Source organism: Bradyrhizobium roseum (assembly GCF_030413175.1).
Taxonomy (GTDB): domain Bacteria; phylum Pseudomonadota; class Alphaproteobacteria; order Rhizobiales; family Xanthobacteraceae; genus Bradyrhizobium; species Bradyrhizobium roseum.
Genome location: NZ_CP129212.1, coordinates 2838389 through 2859686 on the forward strand (window position 1 = coordinate 2838389; position 21298 = coordinate 2859686).

Here is a 21298-nt window from a genome sequence, read left to right on the forward strand (position 1 = left end):
CTGTCGAGCCTACTTCGTGCCGTAGGCGCGATCGCCGGCATCGCCGAGGCCCGGCACGATGTAGCCGTTGTCGTCCAGCCCCTCGTCGATCGCCGCGAGCCAGATCGGAACGTCGGGGTGAATGCCGCGCGTCCGCTCGATGCCTTCGGGCGCGCCGATCAGGCAGACCAGCCGGATATCGTTCGCACCGCGTTCCTTCAGCCGGTCGATCGCGGCCACGGCGGAGTTTCCGGTGGCCAGCACCGGCGAGATCACGATCACCAGCCGCTCGTGCAGGTCGCTCGGCGCCTTGAAGAAGTATTCGACGGCGGTGAACGTCTCCGGCTCACGGTAGAGGCCGATATGGGCGATGCGCGCGGTCGGCACCAGGTCGAGCATGCCTTCCGCAAAGGTGACGCCGGCACGCAGCACCGGCGCGAATACCAGTTTCTTGCCCGCGATCTGCGACGACTTCATGTGCGCCAGCGGTGTGTCGATTTCGATATCGGCCAGCGGCAGGTCGCGGGTGACCTCGTAGCAGAGCAGCATTCCGATTTCCTTGAGGAGCTCGCGGAATGATTTTGTCGAAATGTCCTTGTTCCGCAGCAGCGTCAGCTTGTGCTGCACCAGCGGATGACTGACGATCGTAACGCCTTCCATGCTTCTGACCTCGATCTAGAAAACCGTCCCGTCGCTGATGACCTTGATCGGGGGCGACGCATCCGCGCGGCGTTCGCGGGCCAGCCGCCGGCCCGCGGCCCATGTGCCGCCCTCGAGAATCTTTGCCAGCGGCATCGAGGTGGCATCGCGTCCCAGCCGCTGCCGCACGCCATCCGCGACGCGATCGAGCAGCGCCACCGTCAGCGCCCGCCATTCCACGACAAGCGGCGACGATACCTGATGCTCTCGCTCCGCATCGGCCGCGTCGCGACACGTCAGCACGCCGGTATCGACGAACAGTCCGCCGTTGCGGTATTCGGCGAGGCCGGTGAGGCCATCGATGTCGGTCACGTCGATCCCGGACCGCTGCAGCGGTTCGATCAGCGAATAGGCGAGCCATTGCGAGAGCTTGTGCAGCGGTACCAGGCCGCTGGTGGCATCGGCGGTCGTCATCGCCGGATGCCGCCAGCAGTCGCCGAGTGCGATACCGCCGAGCGTCAGCCGCGACGGCCAGATCGGCCCAAGTTGCTGCAGCAGTTCTGCCAGGATCGTCGGTGCGGGCAGCTTGCCGCCGTCCGCCCGCATTGCCAGCCGGTCGTACAGGCCGCCGGGCCGCGGGTTGTCATGACTGCCGAAGATGTCCGGCTTCGAGGTCACGAGTTGGCCGAGGCGGCGCAACAGGTCGGCGCGGCCATCCAGCCCGACCAGCGGATTGTCATCCCTCACCTGCATGCCGCGTGCGAGATCGACGACATCCAAATTCGCCAGCTTGTCGGCATCGGCCCGCAATGGCTCGGATGACGCGGCCGAGAAGGCGCCGCTTGTGAACATCGCCAGGCTCGCCAGCCCCAATCCTTCCGAGCGACCGATGGCCAAGCCCGTGGCGGGATCGCGGTAGCGCCACGATGGGCCGGCGCCGGCATCGAGGAACACGCTGACGATGGCGAGATCGAATTCCGCCCTGGCGCGGGCGGCACGGTCGGGCCAGCCGGCGACGGCCGCCCAGCGGTCGTCGCCATCGATGACGAAGTGCCGCCAGCGCGAATGAAAGGGAACGTCGAACGACGGGTAGGCGGTGCGCGTCGTTTCCAGCACCAGTTCGACCACATCATCCATGCGGCCGAGATCGATACGAAAACTGGGCAGCCTGTCTTCAAGGCCGATGGCGAGCATGCGGTGCGCGCGCTCGCGGACGGCGGCGGCATTCAGCAGCGACACGGCGGCTGAGGTCTCCGGATTGACTGCCACGGCGCGCTCAATATTTTTCGAGCGGGCGGCCGACCGGGTTTTCCGGGTCTTCCTGCGGGTCAGGCGTGTAGTAACCCGCGGCCTTTTTCGCCGCGATCTCCACATGTGCGTCGGCCGGGATCATGTCGTCGGGGATCGGCACGCGCTCGACGATGTCGATTCCCTGGCCGGTCAGCGCGTCGTGCTTCATGTCGCTCATGGAAATGAAACGGTCGATCCGCTTCAGGCCGAGCCAATGCACCACATCGGGCATCAGCTGCTGGAAGCGGGCATCCTGCACGCCGGCGACGCATTCGGTGCGCTCGAAATATTGCGCCGCCGCATCGCCACCTTCCTGGCGCTTGCGGGCGTTATAAACGAGGAATTTCGTGACCTCGCCGAGCGCGCGGCCTTCCTTGCGATTGTAGATGATGATGCCGAGCCCGCCGCTCTGGCCGGCGCGCGCGCATTCCTCGATACCGTGGATCAGATAGGGGCGGCAGGTGCAGATATCGGACCCGAACACGTCGGAGCCGTTGCATTCGTCATGCACGCGGCAGGTGATCTTCGTGGAATGATCCGGCAGCTTGCTGACGTCGCCGAACAGATAGGCCGTGGTGCCGCCGATCGGCGGCAGAAACACCTGCAGGTCGGGCCGGGTCACCAACTCCGGAAACATGCCGGCGGTCTGCTCGAACAGCTGCCGGCGCAGATTATTCTCGGTGGTGGCGAAGCGCGCCGCGAGGCCGGGCAGGTGCCAGACCGGGTCGATCGCAATCTTGACCACGGAGACGCTGCCATTCTTGTGCACGACCTCGCCATCCTGCTTGAGCCGGCCGGCTTCGATCGCGGCCTGCAGCTCGGGCAGATCGAGCCGGGCGCGCGTGATGGCGATGCTCGGACGGATGTCGATACCTTCGGCGATCTCGCTTGCAAAGTTTTCCGCGGCGAGGTGGCCCCATGGATCGAGCGAGACGATACGCTGCGGCTCGGTCCATTGCGGAAAGGGACCGATCGTTTCGGCCGGGTGGGTGTTGGTGAGGTCCGGGCGGCGGACGGGATCGAGCGCACCGGAAGAGACGGCCAGCGCGCGATAGACCGAGTAGGAGCCGCCGTGCGTGCCGATGACGTTGCGGTCTCCCGGGCGCGACACGGTACCGATGACAGGTCCGCGTTCGCGCGCGCTGGCTGCGCCCCAGCTAATGGGAAATTTGAGCTTCGCGCCCGGCGCCGGGTGCGACGTAATGCGAATATGATCAATCCGATTGGAACGAGTCATCGCCACGAACCCTGAAACGGCAACGGCCCGCCTGAATAGACGGGCCTGTCACACCAACGTTAATATCAGCAGCGGTTGCAGCTGAGAGAGTAGTATAATCATTTTTCGGCGGAATTCAACGCCCTCGATCCGGCGACCGTTAGGTGGGCGTTAACGCTTTGGGCGCGGACACGTACCCTGCAGATGCTCGCTGCGCTGCGGTCGTCGACCGAAAACAAGATATGGAATCCTCGCCGGCGTCCTGCTTGAAGCGCTCGATCGCGTGCCGATTGCGTGACCGGCACCACGGCTTGCGGGCTCATTCAAGATGCAATCGTCGCAAGACCAGAACGGACGACGGCGGGTTGCGAGCGATCGGGACGCAGGACTGAAGTGCAGTGCACGAGGCGTTTCCTGAATTGACTCGGCACAAACCAAAACTTTAACTGCGGCTCACGCCGCTTGAACCAGATCGGACTCCGGGCTCCGAAAACTGCTTCATTTGCATGCAAACGCTGCCCGATATGGCAGCATTCAGGAAGTTATTTATGCGCGTCATCAACGTAGCCGCCGCCCAGCTGGGCCCGATCCAGAAAGCCGAGAGCCGTGAGGCCGTCGTCAAGCGCATGATCGCGCTGATGGATGAAGCGAAGGCAAAGGGCGCCGACCTGATCGTCTATCCCGAGCTCGCGCTCACCACGTTCTTTCCGCGCTGGTACATGGAGGATCAGGCCGAAGTCGATACCTGGTTCGAACGCGAGATGCCGAATGCGGCGACAAGACCGTTGTTCGAACGCGCCGCGCAGCATCAGATCGCGATGAATTTCGGCTATGCCGAGCTGACGCCGGACGGACATCATTTCAACACCTGCATCCTCACCGACAAGTCCGCAAAGATCGTCGGCAAGTACCGCAAGGTTCATCTGCCCGGCCACGCCGAGTTCGATACCAAGCGCGCGTTCCAGCATCTGGAGAAGCGCTACTTCGAACCGGGCGATCTCGGCTTCAAGGTCTGGCGCGCGCTCGGCGGTATTTTCGGCATGGCCGTCTGCAACGACCGGCGTTGGCCGGAGACTTATCGCGTGATGGGCCTGCAAGGCGTCGAGATGGTCTTGATCGGCTACAACACGCCATCGATCAATGCCGAGAAGACCGAGGAGGGGGCGGAAAAGCGGCTGTTTCATAACCGGCTTTCCGCACAGGCCGGCGCCTATCAGAACTCGACCTGGGTCGTCAGCGTTGCGAAGGCCGGCGTTGAGGACGGACATCCCCTGATCGGCGGCAGCCTGATCGTCGATCCCGATGGTGAGATCGTCGTCGAGGCCAGGACGGAGGAGGACGAGCTTCTCGTCCACCCCTGCGATCTCGATGCCACGACGTTCGGCAAGGAGACGATCTTCAATTTCGCGCTCCATCGCCGCATCGAGCATTACGGCCTGATCGCCAACCAGACAGGCGTCGTGCTGCCGCCGGAGAACTAGATGTCCCGCGCTGCTTGGAGCGTTTTCGAGCGAAAGCCTGCCCCGGACTTGATCCGGGGTGGATACCGGTTCGCGTGAAGAAAACGCGTCAAGATAAAAATCTAGTGATGTCCGAACTGCACCGTGCCGAACGCCATGGTCACGGCCGCCTGGGTCGGGTCGATCACGGGAATGCCGAGCGCTTGTTCCAGCTGATGGCGGTGACGCGCCATGCCGGCGCAGCCCATCACTATGGCGCCGGACCCGTCCTCGTCCTTGAGAGCGCGCCCGACCTCGATCATCTTCGCCAGCGTTCCTTCGCCCGATGCAGTTTCAGCCACGCTCATGTTGAGCGGCCGCTCATTGGTCAGGCGATCCGTCAGGCCCATCTGCCGGAGATAGCGGACGTGACGGCGGATCGAGCGCTGCGCGATCGCAATCACGCCAAAGGTCTCGGCGCGCGCCAGCGCCGTCAGCACGCCACATTCGGCGATGCCGAATACCGGCCGGTCAGTGGCTTCGCGGCAGACATGCAGGCCCGGATCGCTGTAGCAGGCAATCACGAAAGCGGCCGACTGGTTGTCGCCCTCGACGAGGCGGCGCAGCGGCATCGCCACGCCATCGACGTCGGCCTGGCTCTCGATTCCGAAAGGACCTTCCGCCAGCGTCTCGCAAACGATCTCCGGTCCGCCGTCGAAGTCGAGCGGCTTCAGGGCCTGCTCCAGCCCTTGGGTAACGAGATGGTTGGAGTTGGGATTGATGACGAGGATGCGCGGTCGTGACATGGTGTGTTCCTGCGGGGCGACGCGACGGATGATACAGCAAGAGCGTCGCGCAACAAGGCGACAAAGAAGGCAATGCACCACGAGCGGGGGACGGCACGATCTGTGCTTTCATCCGGCCAGCGCAGGATCTAAGAGTTTAGAATTGATACCGGAGAGTTTGCCATGACCGAGCCCGTCTACGACCTTGTCATCCGCGGCGGACGTGTCGCGACCGTGAGCGACGTGTTCGAGGCCGATGTCGCCATATCGGGCGAGACGATCGTGGCCGTCGGCCGCGGGCTGCCGGGCGCGCGGCGCGAGATCGACGCGCGGGGCAAGCTGGTTCTGCCCGGCGGCGTCGACAGCCATGCCCATATCGAACAGCTCTCGGCCGCAGGCATCGTGAACGCCGATACGTTCGAGAGCGCCACCGTCTCGGCCGCTTTCGGCGGCACCACCACGGTGATCCCGTTTGCGGCCCAGCATGTCGGCATGAAGCTGCCGCAGGTGCTGGAGGAGTATCATGCGCTCGCAAAAAAGGGCGCGGTGATCGATTACGCCTTCCACATGATCATTGCCGATCCGACCAAGGAGACGCTGGAAAAAGATCTGCCTGAGCTGATCAAGCAGGGCCACGGTTCGATCAAGATATTCATGACCTATGATCGTCTGAAGATCGACGACGAACCGCTGCTCGACATTCTGCTTGCCGCGCGCGACGGCGGTGCGATGCTCTGTGCCCACGCCGAAAATCACGGCATCATCGCCTGGATGGTGAAGCGGCTGTTGGCGCGCGGCTACACCGCGCCAAAGTATCACGCCGTCAGCCATGCCCGCTTCTCCGAGGCCGAGGCGTTCAACCGGCTGATCGGCATGGCCGCGCTGATCGACCAGCCGATCATGATTTTTCACGTCTCGACCGCCGAAGGCGCCAAGGTGATCCGCGACGCGCGCGGGCAGGGGCTGAAAGTGTTTGCGGAAACCTGCCCGCAATATCTGTTCCTCACCGCCGCCGATCTCGACAAACCGGGAAATGAAGGCGCCAAATGGATGTGCAGCCCGCCGCCGCGCACCACCGCCGATCAGGAAGCGCTGTGGCAGGCGCTGGCGCTCGGCGATCTGCAGACCGTTTCGTCCGATCATGCGCCGTACCGGTTTGACGAGACCGGCAAGCTGCGTGCCGGCCCCAATCCGAATTTCAAGCAGGTGGCGAACGGTCTGCCGGGCCTTGAGGTCCGCCTGCCGTTGCTGTTCGACGCCATGGTATCGAAGGGCCGATTGGGTCTCGAAAAATTCGTCGAACTGACCGCGACCGCGCCGGCCAAGATCTACAACCTGCATCCGCGCAAGGGCTCGATTGCGGTCGGCGCGGATGCCGATATCGCGATCTGGGACCCGGCGCGCGAGGTCACGCTGAGCGACGCGATGATGCATGACCTGACGGGCTACACGCCGTTTGCCGGGCGCAAACTGCAGGGTTGGCCGACGACCGTGCTGTCGCGCGGGCGCGTCATCGTGGCGGACGGCAAGCGTTCGGTCGAGGCAGGCACGGGCCGCTTCCTGCCGCGCAGCGGCGGCGAGGCGGCGAAGCCGACCGGGCGGCTGGTGCCGGACATGAACCCCGAGCAGAACTTTGGCGCGACTCTGCTGTGATCGATCCGTCGCGACGTTTCTGGATTGAGCGATGAAGGTTCTTGTCTTCGGCGGCGCCGGTTTCGTCGGGCTCAATATCGCCGCGGCGCTGCTGGTGCGCGGTCATAGCGTGACGTCGTTCGACCGCGCGGGCCTACCGCGCGGCGCAACGAATGATTTTGCGCGGTATGGCGATCGGCTGACGGCCGTCCAGGGCGATGTCAGGGATAGCCAGGCCGTGCAAGCCGCAGTCACGGCTGGTTATGACGCCATCATCCTCGGGACGGCGATCACGGCCGGACCGGAACGCGAGGCCAGCGATCCCGAGACCATTTTGCAGGTCAATCTGCTGGCGCAGACGCCGATCCTGATGGCCGCACAAAAGACCGGCGTCAAACGGATCATCAATCTGTCGTCCGCAGCCGCCTATGGCGCGAGCGCATTCCATCATCCGCTGCTCGATGAAGAAACGCCATGTGACCCGGCCTCGCTCTATGCCATCACCAAATTCGCATCCGAGAAGGTGGCGGCGCGGCTGGCCGGTCTCTGGCAGCGGGAAATCGTCAGCGTGCGGCTGAGCGCCGTGTTCGGGCCCTGGGAGCGCAGCAACGACGTGCGCGACACGCCGAGCCCGCAGGCGCAGATCCTGTCGGCGATGCAGGGAGGGTACCAGGCCATCCTGTCGCGCCCGGGCGTCAGGGACTGGATTTATGCGGCCGATGTTGCGGATGCCGTGTCGTTGCTGATCGAGGCGCCGAAGCCGGAGTATCAACTCTATAACATTTCAAGCGGCATGGAATGGTCGGCGTTGCAGTGGGGTGAGGAACTCGCCGCGTTGCATCCGGGCCTTGTTTGCCGGCTGGCCGATGCCGGTGAAGTGGCAACCGTCGACCTGCATAGCGCCGCCGACCGCGCGCCGCTGTCGGTGGCGCGCATGGCGGATGAATTCGGCTGGCGCGCGCGGTTCGGCTGTGCCGACTCGGCCGCTGATCTGAGCGCGTGGTGGAAGCGGCATCGGGAGGACACATGAGACTGGCAGGACGGACGGCGATCGTGACCGGTGCCGGCTCCGGCATCGGCCGGGCCAGCGCGGTGCTGTTTGCGAAGGAGGGTGCGTTTGTCGCGCTGGTCGATCGCGATGGCGCGGGCTTGCAGGAAACGCTGGCGGCAATCGCAGAAGCGAAGGGCGAGGCGTCGCTGCATGTCGGCGATGTCGGCGAGGCCGATTTTGCAAAGGACACGGTGGGCGATGTCATCGCGCGGCGCGGCCAGCTCGACGTTCTGATGACGGCGGCCGGCTTTTCCTGCGGCGGCACCGTGCTGACCACCGATCCGGCCGACTGGGACGCGGTGTTCCGCACCAATGTCGGCGGCACCTGGCTATGGGCGCGCGCGGCGATCCCTGACATGCAGCGGCAGGGCAGCGGCTCGATCATCACGCTGGCGTCGCAGCTTGCAATCGCCGGTGGCCGCGGCAACACGGCCTACATCGCCGCCAAGGGCGCGATCATCAGCCTGACCCGGACAATCGCGCTCGATTTCGCCACCGACGGCATCCGCGTCAACGCGATTGCGCCGGGCGCCATTGATACCCCGATGCTGCGGCGCAGTTTTGCCCGGCACGCCGACCCCGAACCGGTGCGCGAAGCCTCCCGCAACCGCCATGCCATGAAACGGTTTGGCCAGGCCGAGGAGGTGGCGCAGACCGCGCTGCACCTGGCCAGTGATGCATCTTCGTTCACGACCGGCACCGTGATGCCGGTCGACGGCGGCTGGCTCGTGGCATGAACGACGCTCTTGCCGCTCTCGAAGACCGGGTTCGCGCCGATCTTGCCAAGACCGCGCATCCGGATGCCGCGTGGCTGACGCCAAAGCTCGGGCCGGACGACAGGCCGGCACTGGACGTGCTGATCGTGGGCGCCGGGCAATCGGGGCTCGCAACGGCATTCGGGCTGTTGCGCTCACAGGTCAGCAACATCCTCGTGCTCGACAAGTCCGAACAGGGACAGGAGGGACCGTGGCTCACCTACGCCCGCATGCACACGCTGCGCAGCCCAAAGCATTTCACCGGCCCGGATCTCGATATTCCGAGCCTGACCTATCAATCGTGGCACGAGGCGCGGTTTGGTGAAGAAAATTGGCGAAAGCTCGACCTGATCTCGCGTGAACTCTGGGCGGAATATCTGCTCTGGTTCAGGCGGATCGTAGACGTGCCAGTGCGCAATGGCTGTGCGGTCGTCGAGATATCGCCGGCCCCGGGCGGATTGCTCGCGGCCAGGGTGCAAACGGTTGATGGCTTCGATATGCTGTTTGCACGGAAAATTGTGCTGGCGACCGGGCAGGAGGGCATGGGCGACTGGACCGTTCCAGAGCCGCTGCGTCATCTGCCGCCGTCGCTTTGCGCGCATGCGGCGCAGCCGATCGATTTTGCGGCCTTGCGCGGCAAGCGCGTCGCGGTGATCGGCGCCGGCGCGTCGGCCTTCGACAATGCCGCGGTGGCACTGGAATCCGGCGCGGCAGAGGTGAACCTGTTCTGCCGCAGGGCGGAGATTCAGGTCATCCAGCCCTATCGCTGGCTCACCTTTCGCGGTTTCCTGCGGCACTTTTCCGATCTCGACGATGCCTGGCGCTGGCGCTTCATGCGCACCGTCCTGGAGATGCGGGAAGGTTTTCCGCAGGCGACCTATGACCGGTGTGCGCGCCATGCCCATTTTCACCTGCAGGAGGGCGCGCCGGTCGATGCCGCACGGGAGTTGCCTGACGGCGTGGAATTGCAGACGCCGCGTGGCATGTTCGCGGTTGACTTTGTGATCTGCGGTACCGGCATCGACATGAATTTTGCGGGCCGGCCCGAACTGAAGAATTGCGCCGCCAACATCGCGACCTGGGCCGACCGCTACCAGCCGCCGCCGGAGGAGCGCAGCCCGCGGCTCGGACGCTTTCCGTATCTCGCCGACGACTACGCGCTGATGGAACGCACCGAAGGCGACACGCCATGGATAGCTAACATTCATGTGTTCGCGATTGCCTCCACCATGAGCTTTGGCGCCTCGGGCTCGTCGATCAACGCGATGACCACAGCGGTGCCGAAACTGGTGCACGGGCTGACGCGCGGCCTGTTCCGCGCCGATGTCGAGCGACACTGGGCGTCATTCAGGGCCTACGACGTGCCGCAGGCGGCCGTCGCGCGAAAGATCACAGATCGAGCGTCACGCTGACGCGCGCGCGCGACACGCACAGCATCAGCCGGTCCTGCCGCTTCGATGTCGGCAGCACCTTGTCGCGATGCAGCACAATGCCGTCGCGGTAGCCGCATTCGCAGGAACCGCACACGCCCATTTCGCAGGACGACGGCAGGGGAAAATCATTGGCGCGCAACACGTCGAGCAGTGACTTGTCCGCGGGCACCAGCAATCGCTGACCGGTCGATGCGACGGTCGCCTCGAACGGCTCGGGCTTGAAGTTCTCGTCGACCGTCATCTGAAAGACTTCGCCGTGAACCTGTTCTTCGGGCCATGCGCTCAAGGCCGACTGTACGGCATCCAGCAGCCGCTGCGGCCCACAGATGTAGACGTGCGTATTCTCGTCATAGGGTCCGACGGCCGCCGGATCGAAGCGCCGGCGGTCTGCGGAGAACCAGCACTGCAGGTTTTTGCCGCAAACATCCTGGAGTTCGGCGAGCAGCGGCGCCTGCTCTGCCGATCGCGCGCAATAGTGGAGAGTGAAATCCTTGTCCTGGCGCTTCAGCATGCGGGCCATCGACAGGAACGGCGTGATGCCGATGCCACCGGCGATCAGAACGTAATGCTTTCCCTTGTCGCTGAGCGGAAGATTGTTGCGCGGCGTGGAGATGTGCACCTCGCTGCCTTCACGCAGGTTCTCGTGAACCCAGATCGATCCGCCGCGGCCCCCGGCCTCGCGCTTGACGGCGATCTCGTACCTGGAGCGGTCGTCAGGGTCGCCGCATAGCGAATATTGCCGAACCCGGCCATCGGGCATGCGCAGGTCGACATGCGCGCCTGGGGACCATTCCGGAAGCACCGGCCGAAGCGGATGAACCAGTTGCAGGTGCAGAACATCCGGCGTCGTGAGGCGCATCTTTTCGACGCGCAGCTTCATGATGAGACGCGCGGTCATTGATCGAGCAACTCTATCACGTCGCCGGGCCGGATGATTCCGCCGCGCTCGATGCCGCAGTTCAGGCCTGAGCGGTTATAGAGCGGAAGGAATACGGGAAGCCCCAGCAGTTCTTCGAGATATTTGCAGGGAAAGTTCAACCGGCCACCGCGCAGAATCACGTCGCCGACCCTGAACCGGCGTCCGACCAGATGATTGAGCGGCACGCCGATAACGGTCAGATTCCGGCGGTGGTCGCGCGGCTCAAGCGTGATCGGGCCATCCTGCAGCGGCGGATCGTTCCGTGACAGCGCATCGAGCGCTTCCTGTTCGATCAGCGTCACCTCACGCACGTCGGGTTTTGGCGAATAGGTGCCGGTGCCCTCAAAATAGCGGTCGCCGACGATGCCGCGACCAGCGATGCATTCGGCCTCCTGGAGTTCTTCCATCTCATAACTGGCGCTGGGCGCGACATGGATGTGAAGCAGCTTTCCTTGCCATCGGGTGGCGCCGCCGGGCTTGGCGACGGCGATGGACCCCGCGGGATGCGCAAACGCCTCCGTCATTTTGGGCGGCGGTCTTCGAGAGGGTTGGAAATTCACGGGATCATCCTTTCGTGCGCAAGGCGATCGCTTCGACTTCGACCAGCGCATCTTTGGGCAGGCGCGCGACGTCGATGGTCGAGCGGGCCGGCGGCTGATCGCTGAAGAATTCGGCGTAGATTCCGTTCATGACGGCAAAGTCGTCCATGTTCTTCAGGAACACGGTCGTCTTCAGGACGCTCGCGAAAGACGCGCCGCCAGCTTCCAGCACGGCCGACAGATTCGCCAGCGACTGCCGGGTCTGCTGCTCGATGCCGTCCGGAATAGCCCCGGAGGCCGGATCGATCGGCAGTTGCCCGGACGCAAACACCAGCTGTTCAGTGCGGGTTGCCTGCGAGTAGGGGCCGGCTGCCGGTGCGGCGTTGGTGGTGCTGACGATGGATTTCGTGGTCATGGTGTCTCCTGTCGACGGATTGATCTGCTTATCCCGCGAGGAATGCTTTCGCGTTGCTGTTGGCTTCGCGGGCACGCCGGTATTCCAGAATTCGCGCCGTTTCGCCGGCGAGCTGTTCGCCGAGCATGTCTGCCAGGATATGAAGCGTCGTATCGATGCAGAGCGAGACGCCGCCGCCGGTCACGACGGCGCCGCTATGGACGATCGCCGCTTCCCGTGCATCGATGCGGGGATACATGGCGCGCATTCGCGCGAGCGGCGAGACTTCGGGAGGCACGACCGAACGCTTCGTGGTAGCTTCGCCGTCATCGAGAACGCCGCTCGCCGCCAGGATCATGGCACCCGTGCACACCGATGCGATCCGGCCGGAGGCGTGGACCCGCCTGATATACGCAAGCGTCGCGGGAGACCGCGTCTGATCCTCCCACCCTGGGCCTCCCGTCACGATCACAATGTCGCAGCCCGGCGCGTCATCGATGCCGAACTGCGCGATGACGTCGAGCCCGCTGGATAGCCGGACGATGCCTGCTTTTGGCGCGATGGTGCAGACTTCAATCTGCGGCGCGATCCGGCGCGCCATCGAGAGCACGCCGAATGTCGCGAGATCGATCGGTTCGACACCGTCATAGATGAATATTCCGAACCGCATGCCGAACCGATCCTTTGTCAGCCGATCAGGGCTTCGTCTTTTGTTTCCCGCGCGGCAAGGGCCGCCCACAGCGTGATCAGCGCGATCCCGATCATCATGATCGAGACACCCGCCGTTCCGCCGAGATATCCGACCAGCGCCGTTGCGATGATCGGCGAGAAGCCGCCGCCGATCGCGGCCGCGACCTGGAAGCCGAACGACGCGCCGCTATAGCGCACGCGCGGACCGAACAGTTCCGGGAAGTAGGTCGACTCCAGTCCGAACATCATGCCGTGGCCGAAGTTCATGGCGATGATGATCGCCGTCGTCACCAGCGCGACACTCTTGGTCTCCAGCATCCAGAACAGCGGAAATGCGAAGGCCATCGTGAAGATCGCGCCCAATATGAAGAGGGGGCGTCGCCCGATCTTGTCCGATAGCCATCCGAACATCGGCAGCGTCAGCAGCTCGAACAGCGCCGCATACATCACGGCGTCGAGCAGCAACTGCTTGGGCATATCCAGCTTCGTGGTCGCGTAGACGACGACGAACACCGTCAGCATGTAGACCCACGACACTTCCGACAGTTTCAGGCCCACGGCGATCAGGAAGGTTTTGAAGTTCTTGCCGACGACTTCGCCGACCGGGTTGCTCGAGAACGAGTCTGTGGCTTTCATCCGTTCGAACACCGGGGTCTCCGGAACCCTGGACCGGATGAACGTGCCGAGCCCGAGCAGGACGATGCTGGCCAGGAAGGGGATGCGCCAGCCCCAGGACTGGAAATCGGCCTCGGGAAGTTTTGTCGCGAGCGCAAACACCAGCGATGCCAGCACCAGCCCGATCGGGAATCCGATTTGAACGAAACTGCCGTAGAATCCGCGCTTGTCGGCCGGCGAATGCTCGATCACCATCAGCGAAGCGCCGCCCCACTCGCCGCCAAGGCCGATGCCCTGAACGATGCGCAGCAGGATGAGGAGGATGGGAGCGAGCACGCCGATCGACGCGTAGTTCGGCAGCAGGCCGATGCAGAACGTGCTCAGCCCCATGATGAACATGGTCAGCACCAGCATCGATTTGCGGCCGAGCCGGTCGCCGAAATGACCGAACAGCGCGCCGCCGAGCGGACGCGCGAGAAAACCGACGGCATAGGTCCCGAGCGCCGCCAGTGTTCCGGCGAGGGGGTCGACGGTCGGAAAGAATGCCTTGTTGAACACCAGCGCCGCGGCCGTTGCATAGATCAGGAAATCATACCACTCGATGATGGTGCCGACGCTGCTCGCAAACACGATCGATCGCATTTTCGAGCCAGCCGTTCGGGTGTCAGTCATAGTCGCCGCGATGCTCATTTCCCCACTCCCGGTTGAAAGCCAGAGGAACAATTCCTCTTTAGAGGAAGCTTTTCCAATGTAGTGGATGCAAGGGGCGTGCCGGGAATACCCTCTGCGCTTTCGGACTCACGCCGGTTCAATGATGAGTTTTGATGCGCCAGATGCTCAAAATGAACGCATTGCGGCTGAAAAATCGGACGTGGAAGTTCTTAGCCGCTACAGCCGATGATCGGGTGAGACGTGTCCGGGCGGCTTGATCGCCGCGCCGGGCTGTTGGTGTATGGGTGCGCTCATAGGGGAATAATTTCCACTTTGAGTGGAGCGTCAGCGCACTTTCGAGGTGTCGATCACCAGAAAATACTCGCACTGGGTCTTGCCGAGGTTCAGGAAGGAGTGGTCGGCGTCCGCCTGGAAATACAGCGAGTCGCCCTGGCTCAGCGTGACCCGCTGATCGCCGATCGTGGCGCGCATCCGGCCGCGCAGGACGTAAATGTATTCCTCGACGCCGCGGCGATGCGCGACGAAATTGCCGGTCTCGGCCTCGGGCGGCAGCGTATTGAGCACCCAGTCGATGCCGCGTCCCGGCAGTACCGGCGAAATGCATCGGCGCAGGAAACCGGATTCATCGTCCTTCAACACGGGCTGGCGCCCGGCCGGGATGTGAACGATCTCGCGCTCTACCGCAGGCGCCATCAACTGCGAGAAAGTGACGCCCAATGCCTCCGCCAGCTTTGACAGGATCACGGTCGACGGGACCGTCTCGCAGCGCTCGATCTTGGATATCATCGAGCGGCTGACGCCCGACGCATCGGCCAGCATTTCGAGGGAGAAGTGGTTCTTCTTGCGAAAATGGCGGATCTCGTCGGCCAAGACCGAAAGCTGAGAATTATCGGGGATATGTTCAGTACTCAAAGTCGCGAATCCCTTGATCCTTACGCATGCCCTTTTTAGAGGCTTTATAGGCCTCCGAGCAATCTGTGTGGCGATTTGCGATGCACGGCCGTCGCCCGGACAAGATTACCGTTCGGTTTCGGCCGCCAGATCGCAGTTGCAGACCGCGTGGCAACCTGCTGCACTGACGCCTGTCGGGTTGGCATATCCCTTGCTTTTAAGTTGATGTTCTCATTTGGAAAACTTGGCAAAACGAGGAATTGGTCGATGAGCGTTACAGGATCCAGGCGTCTGCTTGCGGTGGTGGCCATCGCCGCGTGTTCACTGGCAGCCGGATCGGCACAGGCGCAAACGCGCGCCGAGACGTTGCGCTACGTGACCGGGGCATCCGTCAACACGCTCGATCCGAACATTCCCGGCTCGACCCGCGAAGCCTTTGCCGTCAGTCTCAGCACCTACGACCGGCTGGTTTCGTTCGGCCGCAAGCAGCTCAACGGCAAATGGGTGTTCGATCTCGGCAAGATCACCGGCGAACTGGCGGAATCCTACGAGGTCAGTCCCGACGGACTAAAGATGACGTTCCGCCTGCGCAAGGACGCCAAATTCCAGGACGGCTCGCCGGTCACGGCTGATGATGTCAAATGGTCGCTGGACCGGGTGGTTACCGCGCCGGTGCTCGGCAAGGCGCAACTGCTGACGGGATCGATGACCTCGGCCGACCAGTTCAAGGTGATTGATCCCCTGACCATCGAGGTGACGCTGCCGAAGCCGGACAAGCTGGCGTTGCCCAATCTCGCCACGGTATATCCGATCATCATCAACTCGAAGGTTGCCAAGGCCCATGCGACGCCAGACGATCCCTGGGCGACGGCGTGGCTGAAGGAGAACACGGCGGGCAGCGGCGCCTACAAGATCGAGACCTTCAAGCCGGGCGAGCAGGTGATCATGGCGCGCAACGAGGCCTGGAATCGCGGCACGCCCGACAAGTCGGCGTTCTTCAAGCGCGTCATCGTGCAGTCGGTGCCGGAGCCGGCGACGCGCGCCAACCTGGTCGAGCGCGGCGACGCCGACATCGTCGTCGATCTGCAGGCGAGTGACGTTCAGTCGCTTGAGGCCAAGGGCAAGTTGAAGGTGATTTCGACTCCCCAATACAACGCCGTCACCTTTATCTCCATGAACAATCAGCTTCCGCCCTTCGACAACGTCAACATCCGTCGTGCCATCGCCTTCGCGTTGCCCTACGACGATATGTTCAAGGCGGCGCTGTTCGGCCGCGGTTCGCCGCTGTTCGGCGCGACATGGGCGGACGGCAAGCCGCCGAACGGCGTTTATCCGATCCCCCAGCCGGTGAAGCTCGATCTCGAGAAGGCCAAGGAGTATCTCAAGGCAGCAGGCATGCCGGATGGTTTCTCGACCACGTTCAGCTTCAATGTCGGGCAGGCCTCAACCGCCGAACCGATGGCGGCCTTGGTAAAGGAATCGCTTGCCAAGATCGGCATCAAGGTCGATATCCAGAAGCTGCCGGACGCCCAGATGTCGACGCAGATCAACGAGAAGAAGCTTCCGTTCTTTACCGAAGGCATCGTCGCGTGGCTGCCGTCGACCGACTATTTCTACCGCAACTTCTACACGGGCAGTCAGCGTTGGAATTATTCGTCGATCAACAATTCGGAATTGGGCGAAATCGCGCAGAAAGCCCGTTTCGAGTCCGATGCGGCCAAGTATGAGGAAGATGGCAAGAAGCTCAACGCCATCCATTTCAGCGAGATGCCGCAGATCCCGCTCTGGCAGCCCAGCCAGGATGCCGTCATGGCGTCCACGGTGGAGGGGTATACGTACCAGTTCCACCGCCAGGTGGATTATCGCGATCTCAATCGCAAGTAACCGGGAGGTCAGATGCCGGCCGTTGGAGCAACGCTGACACGGGCGGGCAAGCGATTCCTGTCCTCGCTGCCGGCCCTGTTTGGCGTGCTGGTGTTCACCTTCCTCCTGATGCGGGTGCTGCCGGGCGATCCGGCAGTGTTCTTTGCCTCCGGGCCGAACGCGGGCAAGGAGGAGATCGAGGTCATTCGCAAGCAGATGGGGCTCAACAAGCCGGTGCCTGAACAGCTGATGCTGTATCTCTACGATGTCGGCCGCGGCAATCTCGGCAGATCGATGATGACCGGCCAGATGGTCACCAAGGATCTGCGCGAGCGGCTGCCGGCTTCGCTGGAGCTGACCTTCACGGCGCTGCTGATCGCGCTGGTGACGGCGGTGCCGCTCGGCGTGCTGGCGGCGTTGCGGCCGGGCTCGGCGATCGACCACGGGGTGCGGTTCTTCTGCGCGCTTGGTGTCTGCGTGCCGACCTTCGTATCGGGCCTGCTGCTGATCTATGTCTTCTATTACCTGCTCGGGCTCGCGCCCGATCCGACCGGCCGCGTCGATATCTTCGCGGCGTTGCCGCCACGGCAGACCGGGTTTCTGTTGATCGACTTCCTGCTCGTCGGCGATTTCGATGGATGGTGGGCGGCCTTCCGGCAACTGATCCTGCCGGCGCTGAGCATGGCGCTGTTCGTAGTGGCACCGCTGGCGCGTATCACGCGGGCCTCGATGCTGGTGTCGCTGGGCAGTGATTTCGTGCGTACCGCGCGTTCGGTCGGGCTGCCCTGGTGGCGGGTCGTCGTCACCTATGCGCTGCGGAATGCCATTCTGCCGGTGATCACCATCGCAGGCATCGTGTTCTCGACCATGCTCGGCGCCAATGTGCTGGTGGAAAAAGTATTCTCCTGGCCGGGCGTCGCGTCCTATGCGCTGGATGCGCTGCTGTCTTCGGATTATGCTCCGGTGCAGGGGTTTGTGCTGCTGATGGCGACCGTGTTCGTGATCGTCAATCTGCTGGTGGATATCCTTTACGGCATTGCCGATCCACGGGTGACCATCGGATGACCTCAGCGACGCTTCGCCATGCCGGCTGGATTCTGCGCGGCAACCCGCTTACCGCGGTCGCCGCGACCGGCGTCGTTCTGCTGACGCTGATCGCCATCTTCGGGCCGTGGATCGTTCCGTATGATCCGATCGTCTCCAACGTGTCGCAGGCGCTGATGCCGCCGAGCGCGGCGCATATCGCCGGCACCGATCAACTTGGCCGCGACGTGTTCAGCCGCCTGATCGTCGCGGCACGGCTCGATCTTGCCATCGCGATCTCGGCGGTCGGGATCTCCTTTGCCATCGGCGCGGTGATCGGCGCGTTCTGCGGCTATACCGGCGGAAAGCTCGACCGCGGCGTCGGCCGCTTCGTCGACGTCGTGATGGCGTTTCCGCTGTTCGTGCTGGCGATGGCGATGGTCGCGGCGCTGGGTAACCGGGTCGAGAATATCGTGATCGCGACCGCGATCATCAACCTGCCGTTCTATATCCGCTTTGCGCGGGCGGAGGTGAACGTTCGCCGCAATGTCGGCTGGGTCGAAGCGGCGCGCGCCTGCGGCGACAGCCATCTTTCGGTGGTGCTGCGCTTCCTGCTTCCGAACGTGCTGCCAGCTATGGCGGTGCAGATATCGCTCAATCTTGGCTGGGCGATCCTCAACGCCGCCGGGCTCTCCTTCATCGGCCTCGGCGTCAAACCGCCGACGCCGGAATGGGGCATTATGGTGGCGGAGGGTGCGCGTTTCATTTCCACCGGCAAATGGTGGCTGGTCGCGTTTCCGGGCCTGGCGTTGATGCTGACGGTGCTGTGTTTCAACCTGCTCGGCGACGGCGTGCGCGACATTCTCGATCCCCGCATGCGAACATGACCAAATTGCTGCTGGAACTGAACGATCTGCATGTCAGCTTCTCGACGCGGCGCGGCCTGGTCGAGGCCGTGCGCGGGGTCACGCTGTCGCTCGGCGAGGGTGAGATGCTCGGCCTCGTCGGCGAAAGCGGCTCGGGAAAATCTGTCACCGGCTTTGCGATCACGCGGCTGCTCGATGCGGCCGGCCGGGTCACCGCAGGCAACATCCGGTTTCGCGGGCAGGACATCACGAAGATTTCCGCGGGCGACTTCCGCCATCTGCACGGCGCGGCGATGGCGATGATCTTCCAGAACCCGCGCGCCGCGCTCAATCCGATCCGCGCCGTCGGTGACCAGATTGCGGATGCGATCACCGCCCACAAGCGCATGCCCCGCGATGAAGCGCGGTCGCAGGCGCTGGAACTCTTGCGCGCCGTGCAGATTCGCGATCCCGAAAAGCGCATGGCGGCGTATCCGCACGAACTCTCCGGCGGCATGTGCCAGCGGGTGATGATCGCGATGGCGATCTCCTGCAATCCGGCGCTGTTGATCGCCGACGAGCCGACCACCGGCCTCGACGTCACGACGCAGAAGGTGGTGATGGACCTTCTGACCGGGATCGCGGCCGAGCGCGGCATGGCGACCATCCTGATCACCCATGATCTCGGTCTTGCGGCGCGCTACTGTCGCCGTGTCGTGGTGATGGAGCAGGGCCGGCTGGTCGAGGAGGCTGAGCCGTTGCGGCTCTTCCACGCCCCGAAACATCCCTACACCAAGCGTCTGGTGGCGGCGTCGCCCACCGCGAGTTCGCGGATCGCGGATCTGGTGCCGGCAGAGGAGGGAGGCCGGGAAATAGCGGTACTCGCCGCGTCGCGGCCGCCGCCCGCGCCGGGTACCCCGCCGCTGCTGGAAGTTCAGAAGCTGGTCAAACGGTTCGATCAGGGCGCGGCGGCGGTCGCGGATTTTTCGATGACGATCAGTGCCGGCGAGAGCGTCGGCCTGGTCGGCGAATCCGGCTCCGGCAAGAGCACGACCTCGCGCATCATCTGCCGGCTGATCGACCCGAGCGAGGGCGACATCGCGTTCGAGGGGCAGTCAATCGGGCATATCCCGGCGCGGGATTTTCACCGCTCGCCGTTCCGCAAGGATATCCAGATCGTCTTTCAGGATCCGAACGATAGCCTCAATCCGCGCTTCACCGCGTTCGACTGCATCGCCCATCCGCTGCTGAGGATTGGCGGCATGCGTCCGGGCGACGCGTTGCGACGGCGGGTGGAGGAGTGCGCACAGCGCGTCGGACTGGGACTGGATTTGCTGACGCGCTTTCCGCATCAGCTTTCCGGCGGCCAGAAGGCCCGCGTCGGCATCGCCCGTGCCATCGCCTGCCGGCCGCGGCTGCTGGTATTGGACGAGCCGACGGCGGCGCTCGACGTCTCGGTGCAGGCGGTGGTGCTGCAACTGCTCGACCGGCTGCGGCGCGAGGACGATCTGGCGTTTCTGTTCGTCAGCCACGACCTCAACGTCGTGCGCATGATGTGCGACCGGACCATCGTGCTGCAAAGCGGCCGTATCGTCGAACAAGGCGAGAGCAGGGCGATGTTCGACAATCCGAAGACCGCTTACACGCGCGAGCTGGTTGACGCCGTGCCGCATATCGAGCCCGAACTGATAGCGCTGGCGACCTGAGGTCGCTGGCGCAAGCGCGCTCGATGGCGAATTTTTTGCGCGCGATTTTCAAGCAGGCGATCGAGCAAATAGCCGTGTTGTCGGAACACATTAGCGGCGTAAAAAGTTTCGTTAACGCTGCCGGTGGCGAAGCGTCCGTTGCAAATAGTTGCTCGCTTGCCCTTGACGGACCTGGAAGTCTCGGTGCATAGGGCTGCCCCACGAAACGCCGTCGAATTCGCCGGCGCTCTTTAAGGACCGAAACCGTGTTGCGATCACGCTCACATATCGTCGCGAAAGCTGCCGCCGCGCTGCCGTTTACTCGGCCGTGCGACTGGTCGCGCATGTCCGCGGCGGAATGCGGTCCGCGCACCCCGACGATGCCCGAATATCTCGGGACCAGCGGAATAGCAGGCAACACGTAACAGGCAGCGGGAATCCAACCTCTGCCAATCAGGCGGAGGGCAACATGGCCCGCAACAACACCACCAGGACAGGACTCGAGAAGCAGACCCGCGAGAGGATTTTTTCCTCGCCGGTCGCGCTTGCCTTCGTTCGCACCGTTGTGGCGCGCCGGGGCATCTCCGAGACCGAAGCCCGCCAGATCTATCTCGACTACATCAACCGGTCATGGTCGGCGGATCATTACCGCTGCAATGACGTGAACTGATTTCGAATACAGGACGTTCGCCCCTGCGAGGACATAAGGCGATCCGCTGACCGGTACCGGTCTCCTTTGGTGGAGCGGCAAACGGTGGTTTCAGGCAGCGATGATCTTTTGGCCGGGTTTTCCGGCCGTTTGTAGATTTCATGCCGGCGAAGCAATACGGACAGGTCCGATCTTCCGCCGGCACCAATTCGCTCCACTGGCCCAATTGGCAGAGGCGACGGACTTAGAATCCGTGCGGTGGCGGTTCGAATCCGTCGTGGAGCACCAGACCCT

The 21298-nt window shown here is 63.6% G+C and carries 20 protein-coding genes and 1 tRNA gene; 11 read left to right on the top strand and 10 right to left on the bottom strand.

Annotation, left to right across the window (positions count from 1 at the left end):
* Positions 1–9: 9 nt before the first annotated feature.
* The 3 genes from upp to QUH67_RS13360 are packed head-to-tail and all read right to left on the bottom strand — an operon-like array spanning position 10 to position 3145.
* Positions 10–639 (bottom strand): uracil phosphoribosyltransferase, encoded by a 630-nt coding sequence (gene upp / locus QUH67_RS13350; RefSeq protein ID WP_300947152.1) that lies wholly within the window; start codon positions 637–639, stop codon positions 10–12.
* A 15-nt stretch (positions 640–654) separates the two neighbouring features.
* Positions 655–1887 (bottom strand): URC4/urg3 family protein, encoded by a 1233-nt coding sequence (locus QUH67_RS13355; RefSeq protein WP_300947153.1) that lies wholly within the window; start codon positions 1885–1887, stop codon positions 655–657.
* Between the two features lie 7 nt (positions 1888–1894).
* Entirely contained in the window at positions 1895–3145 is a 1251-nt protein-coding gene (locus tag QUH67_RS13360) for a GTP cyclohydrolase II (RefSeq protein ID WP_300947154.1), read from the bottom strand.
* A 527-nt stretch (positions 3146–3672) separates the two neighbouring features.
* Between QUH67_RS13360 and QUH67_RS13365 the strand changes: the two genes are divergently transcribed.
* Positions 3673–4605, top strand: coding sequence for an N-carbamoyl-D-amino-acid hydrolase (locus QUH67_RS13365; protein ID WP_300947155.1), 933 nt, complete (start codon positions 3673–3675; stop codon positions 4603–4605).
* Between the two features lie 101 nt (positions 4606–4706).
* Here QUH67_RS13365 and QUH67_RS13370 read toward each other — a convergent pair whose 3' ends face one another.
* Positions 4707–5369, bottom strand: coding sequence for an aspartate/glutamate racemase family protein (locus tag QUH67_RS13370; RefSeq protein WP_300947156.1), 663 nt, complete (start codon positions 5367–5369; stop codon positions 4707–4709).
* Between the two features lie 162 nt (positions 5370–5531).
* On the opposite strand from QUH67_RS13370, the gene hydA reads away from it, so the two are divergent.
* Genes hydA through QUH67_RS13390 form a run of 4 tightly spaced genes read left to right on the top strand, consistent with a single transcriptional unit; the run spans position 5532 to position 10198 of the window.
* On the top strand, positions 5532–7001 hold the full coding sequence (gene hydA, locus QUH67_RS13375; protein ID WP_300947157.1) for a dihydropyrimidinase: 1470 nt from the start codon (positions 5532–5534) through the stop codon (positions 6999–7001).
* A 31-nt stretch (positions 7002–7032) separates the two neighbouring features.
* Complete coding sequence (locus tag QUH67_RS13380) at positions 7033–8010, top strand: NAD-dependent epimerase/dehydratase family protein (RefSeq protein ID WP_300947158.1); 978 nt, start codon at positions 7033–7035, stop codon at positions 8008–8010.
* A complete protein-coding gene (locus QUH67_RS13385) occupies positions 8007–8768 on the top strand; it encodes an SDR family oxidoreductase (protein ID WP_300947159.1) in 762 nt (253 codons plus the stop codon). The genes QUH67_RS13380 and QUH67_RS13385 overlap by 4 nt, the downstream gene beginning before the upstream one ends.
* The gene (locus QUH67_RS13390) at positions 8765–10198 is read left to right on the top strand and encodes an NAD(P)-binding domain-containing protein (RefSeq protein WP_300947160.1); all 1434 of its coding nucleotides are present in this window, start codon (positions 8765–8767) and stop codon (positions 10196–10198) included. Before QUH67_RS13385 ends, QUH67_RS13390 begins: the two co-directional genes overlap by 4 nt.
* Here QUH67_RS13390 and QUH67_RS13395 read toward each other — a convergent pair.
* The 6 genes from QUH67_RS13395 to QUH67_RS13420 all read right to left on the bottom strand — a co-directional run bounded on the left by QUH67_RS13395 (position 10176) and on the right by QUH67_RS13420 (position 14960).
* Positions 10176–11117 carry a PDR/VanB family oxidoreductase gene (locus QUH67_RS13395; RefSeq protein WP_300947161.1) on the bottom strand — a complete coding sequence of 314 codons (942 nt, stop codon included), beginning with the start codon at positions 11115–11117 and terminating at the stop codon, positions 10176–10178. The two genes, QUH67_RS13390 and QUH67_RS13395, sit on opposite strands and share 23 nt — an antisense overlap.
* Positions 11114–11662 (bottom strand): MOSC domain-containing protein, encoded by a 549-nt coding sequence (locus QUH67_RS13400; RefSeq protein ID WP_300947162.1) that lies wholly within the window; start codon positions 11660–11662, stop codon positions 11114–11116. The genes QUH67_RS13395 and QUH67_RS13400 overlap by 4 nt, the downstream gene beginning before the upstream one ends.
* Before the next feature lie 40 nt (positions 11663–11702).
* Entirely contained in the window at positions 11703–12092 is a 390-nt protein-coding gene (locus tag QUH67_RS13405; RefSeq protein ID WP_300947163.1) for a Rid family detoxifying hydrolase, read from the bottom strand.
* Between the two features lie 28 nt (positions 12093–12120).
* A complete protein-coding gene (locus tag QUH67_RS13410) occupies positions 12121–12741 on the bottom strand; it encodes a DJ-1/PfpI family protein (RefSeq protein ID WP_300947164.1) in 621 nt (206 codons plus the stop codon).
* A 17-nt stretch (positions 12742–12758) separates the two neighbouring features.
* Complete coding sequence (locus QUH67_RS13415; RefSeq protein WP_300947165.1) at positions 12759–14018, bottom strand: MFS transporter; 1260 nt, start codon at positions 14016–14018, stop codon at positions 12759–12761.
* A gap of 354 nt (positions 14019–14372) precedes the next feature.
* On the bottom strand, positions 14373–14960 hold the full coding sequence (locus QUH67_RS13420; RefSeq protein ID WP_300947166.1) for a helix-turn-helix domain-containing protein: 588 nt from the start codon (positions 14958–14960) through the stop codon (positions 14373–14375).
* A 246-nt stretch (positions 14961–15206) separates the two neighbouring features.
* Between QUH67_RS13420 and QUH67_RS13425 the strand changes: the two genes are divergently transcribed.
* The 6 genes from QUH67_RS13425 (at position 15207) to QUH67_RS13450 (ending at position 21292) form a co-directional block, all read left to right on the top strand.
* Complete coding sequence (locus tag QUH67_RS13425) at positions 15207–16823, top strand: ABC transporter substrate-binding protein (RefSeq protein ID WP_300947167.1); 1617 nt, start codon at positions 15207–15209, stop codon at positions 16821–16823.
* A 12-nt stretch (positions 16824–16835) separates the two neighbouring features.
* On the top strand, positions 16836–17867 hold the full coding sequence (locus tag QUH67_RS13430; protein ID WP_300947168.1) for an ABC transporter permease: 1032 nt from the start codon (positions 16836–16838) through the stop codon (positions 17865–17867).
* The gene (locus QUH67_RS13435) at positions 17864–18712 is read left to right on the top strand and encodes an ABC transporter permease (RefSeq protein ID WP_300947169.1); all 849 of its coding nucleotides are present in this window, start codon (positions 17864–17866) and stop codon (positions 18710–18712) included. The genes QUH67_RS13430 and QUH67_RS13435 overlap by 4 nt, the downstream gene beginning before the upstream one ends.
* Positions 18709–20376, top strand: a complete 1668-nt coding sequence (gene nikE / locus QUH67_RS13440) for a nickel ABC transporter ATP-binding protein NikE (RefSeq protein ID WP_300947170.1) — start codon at positions 18709–18711, stop codon at positions 20374–20376. The genes QUH67_RS13435 and nikE overlap by 4 nt, the downstream gene beginning before the upstream one ends.
* A 448-nt stretch (positions 20377–20824) precedes the next feature.
* The gene (locus tag QUH67_RS13445) at positions 20825–21025 is read left to right on the top strand and encodes a hypothetical protein (protein WP_300947171.1); all 201 of its coding nucleotides are present in this window, start codon (positions 20825–20827) and stop codon (positions 21023–21025) included.
* Between the two features lie 190 nt (positions 21026–21215).
* A tRNA-Leu gene (locus tag QUH67_RS13450) sits at positions 21216–21292 on the top strand.
* Positions 21293–21298 lie beyond the last annotated feature (6 nt).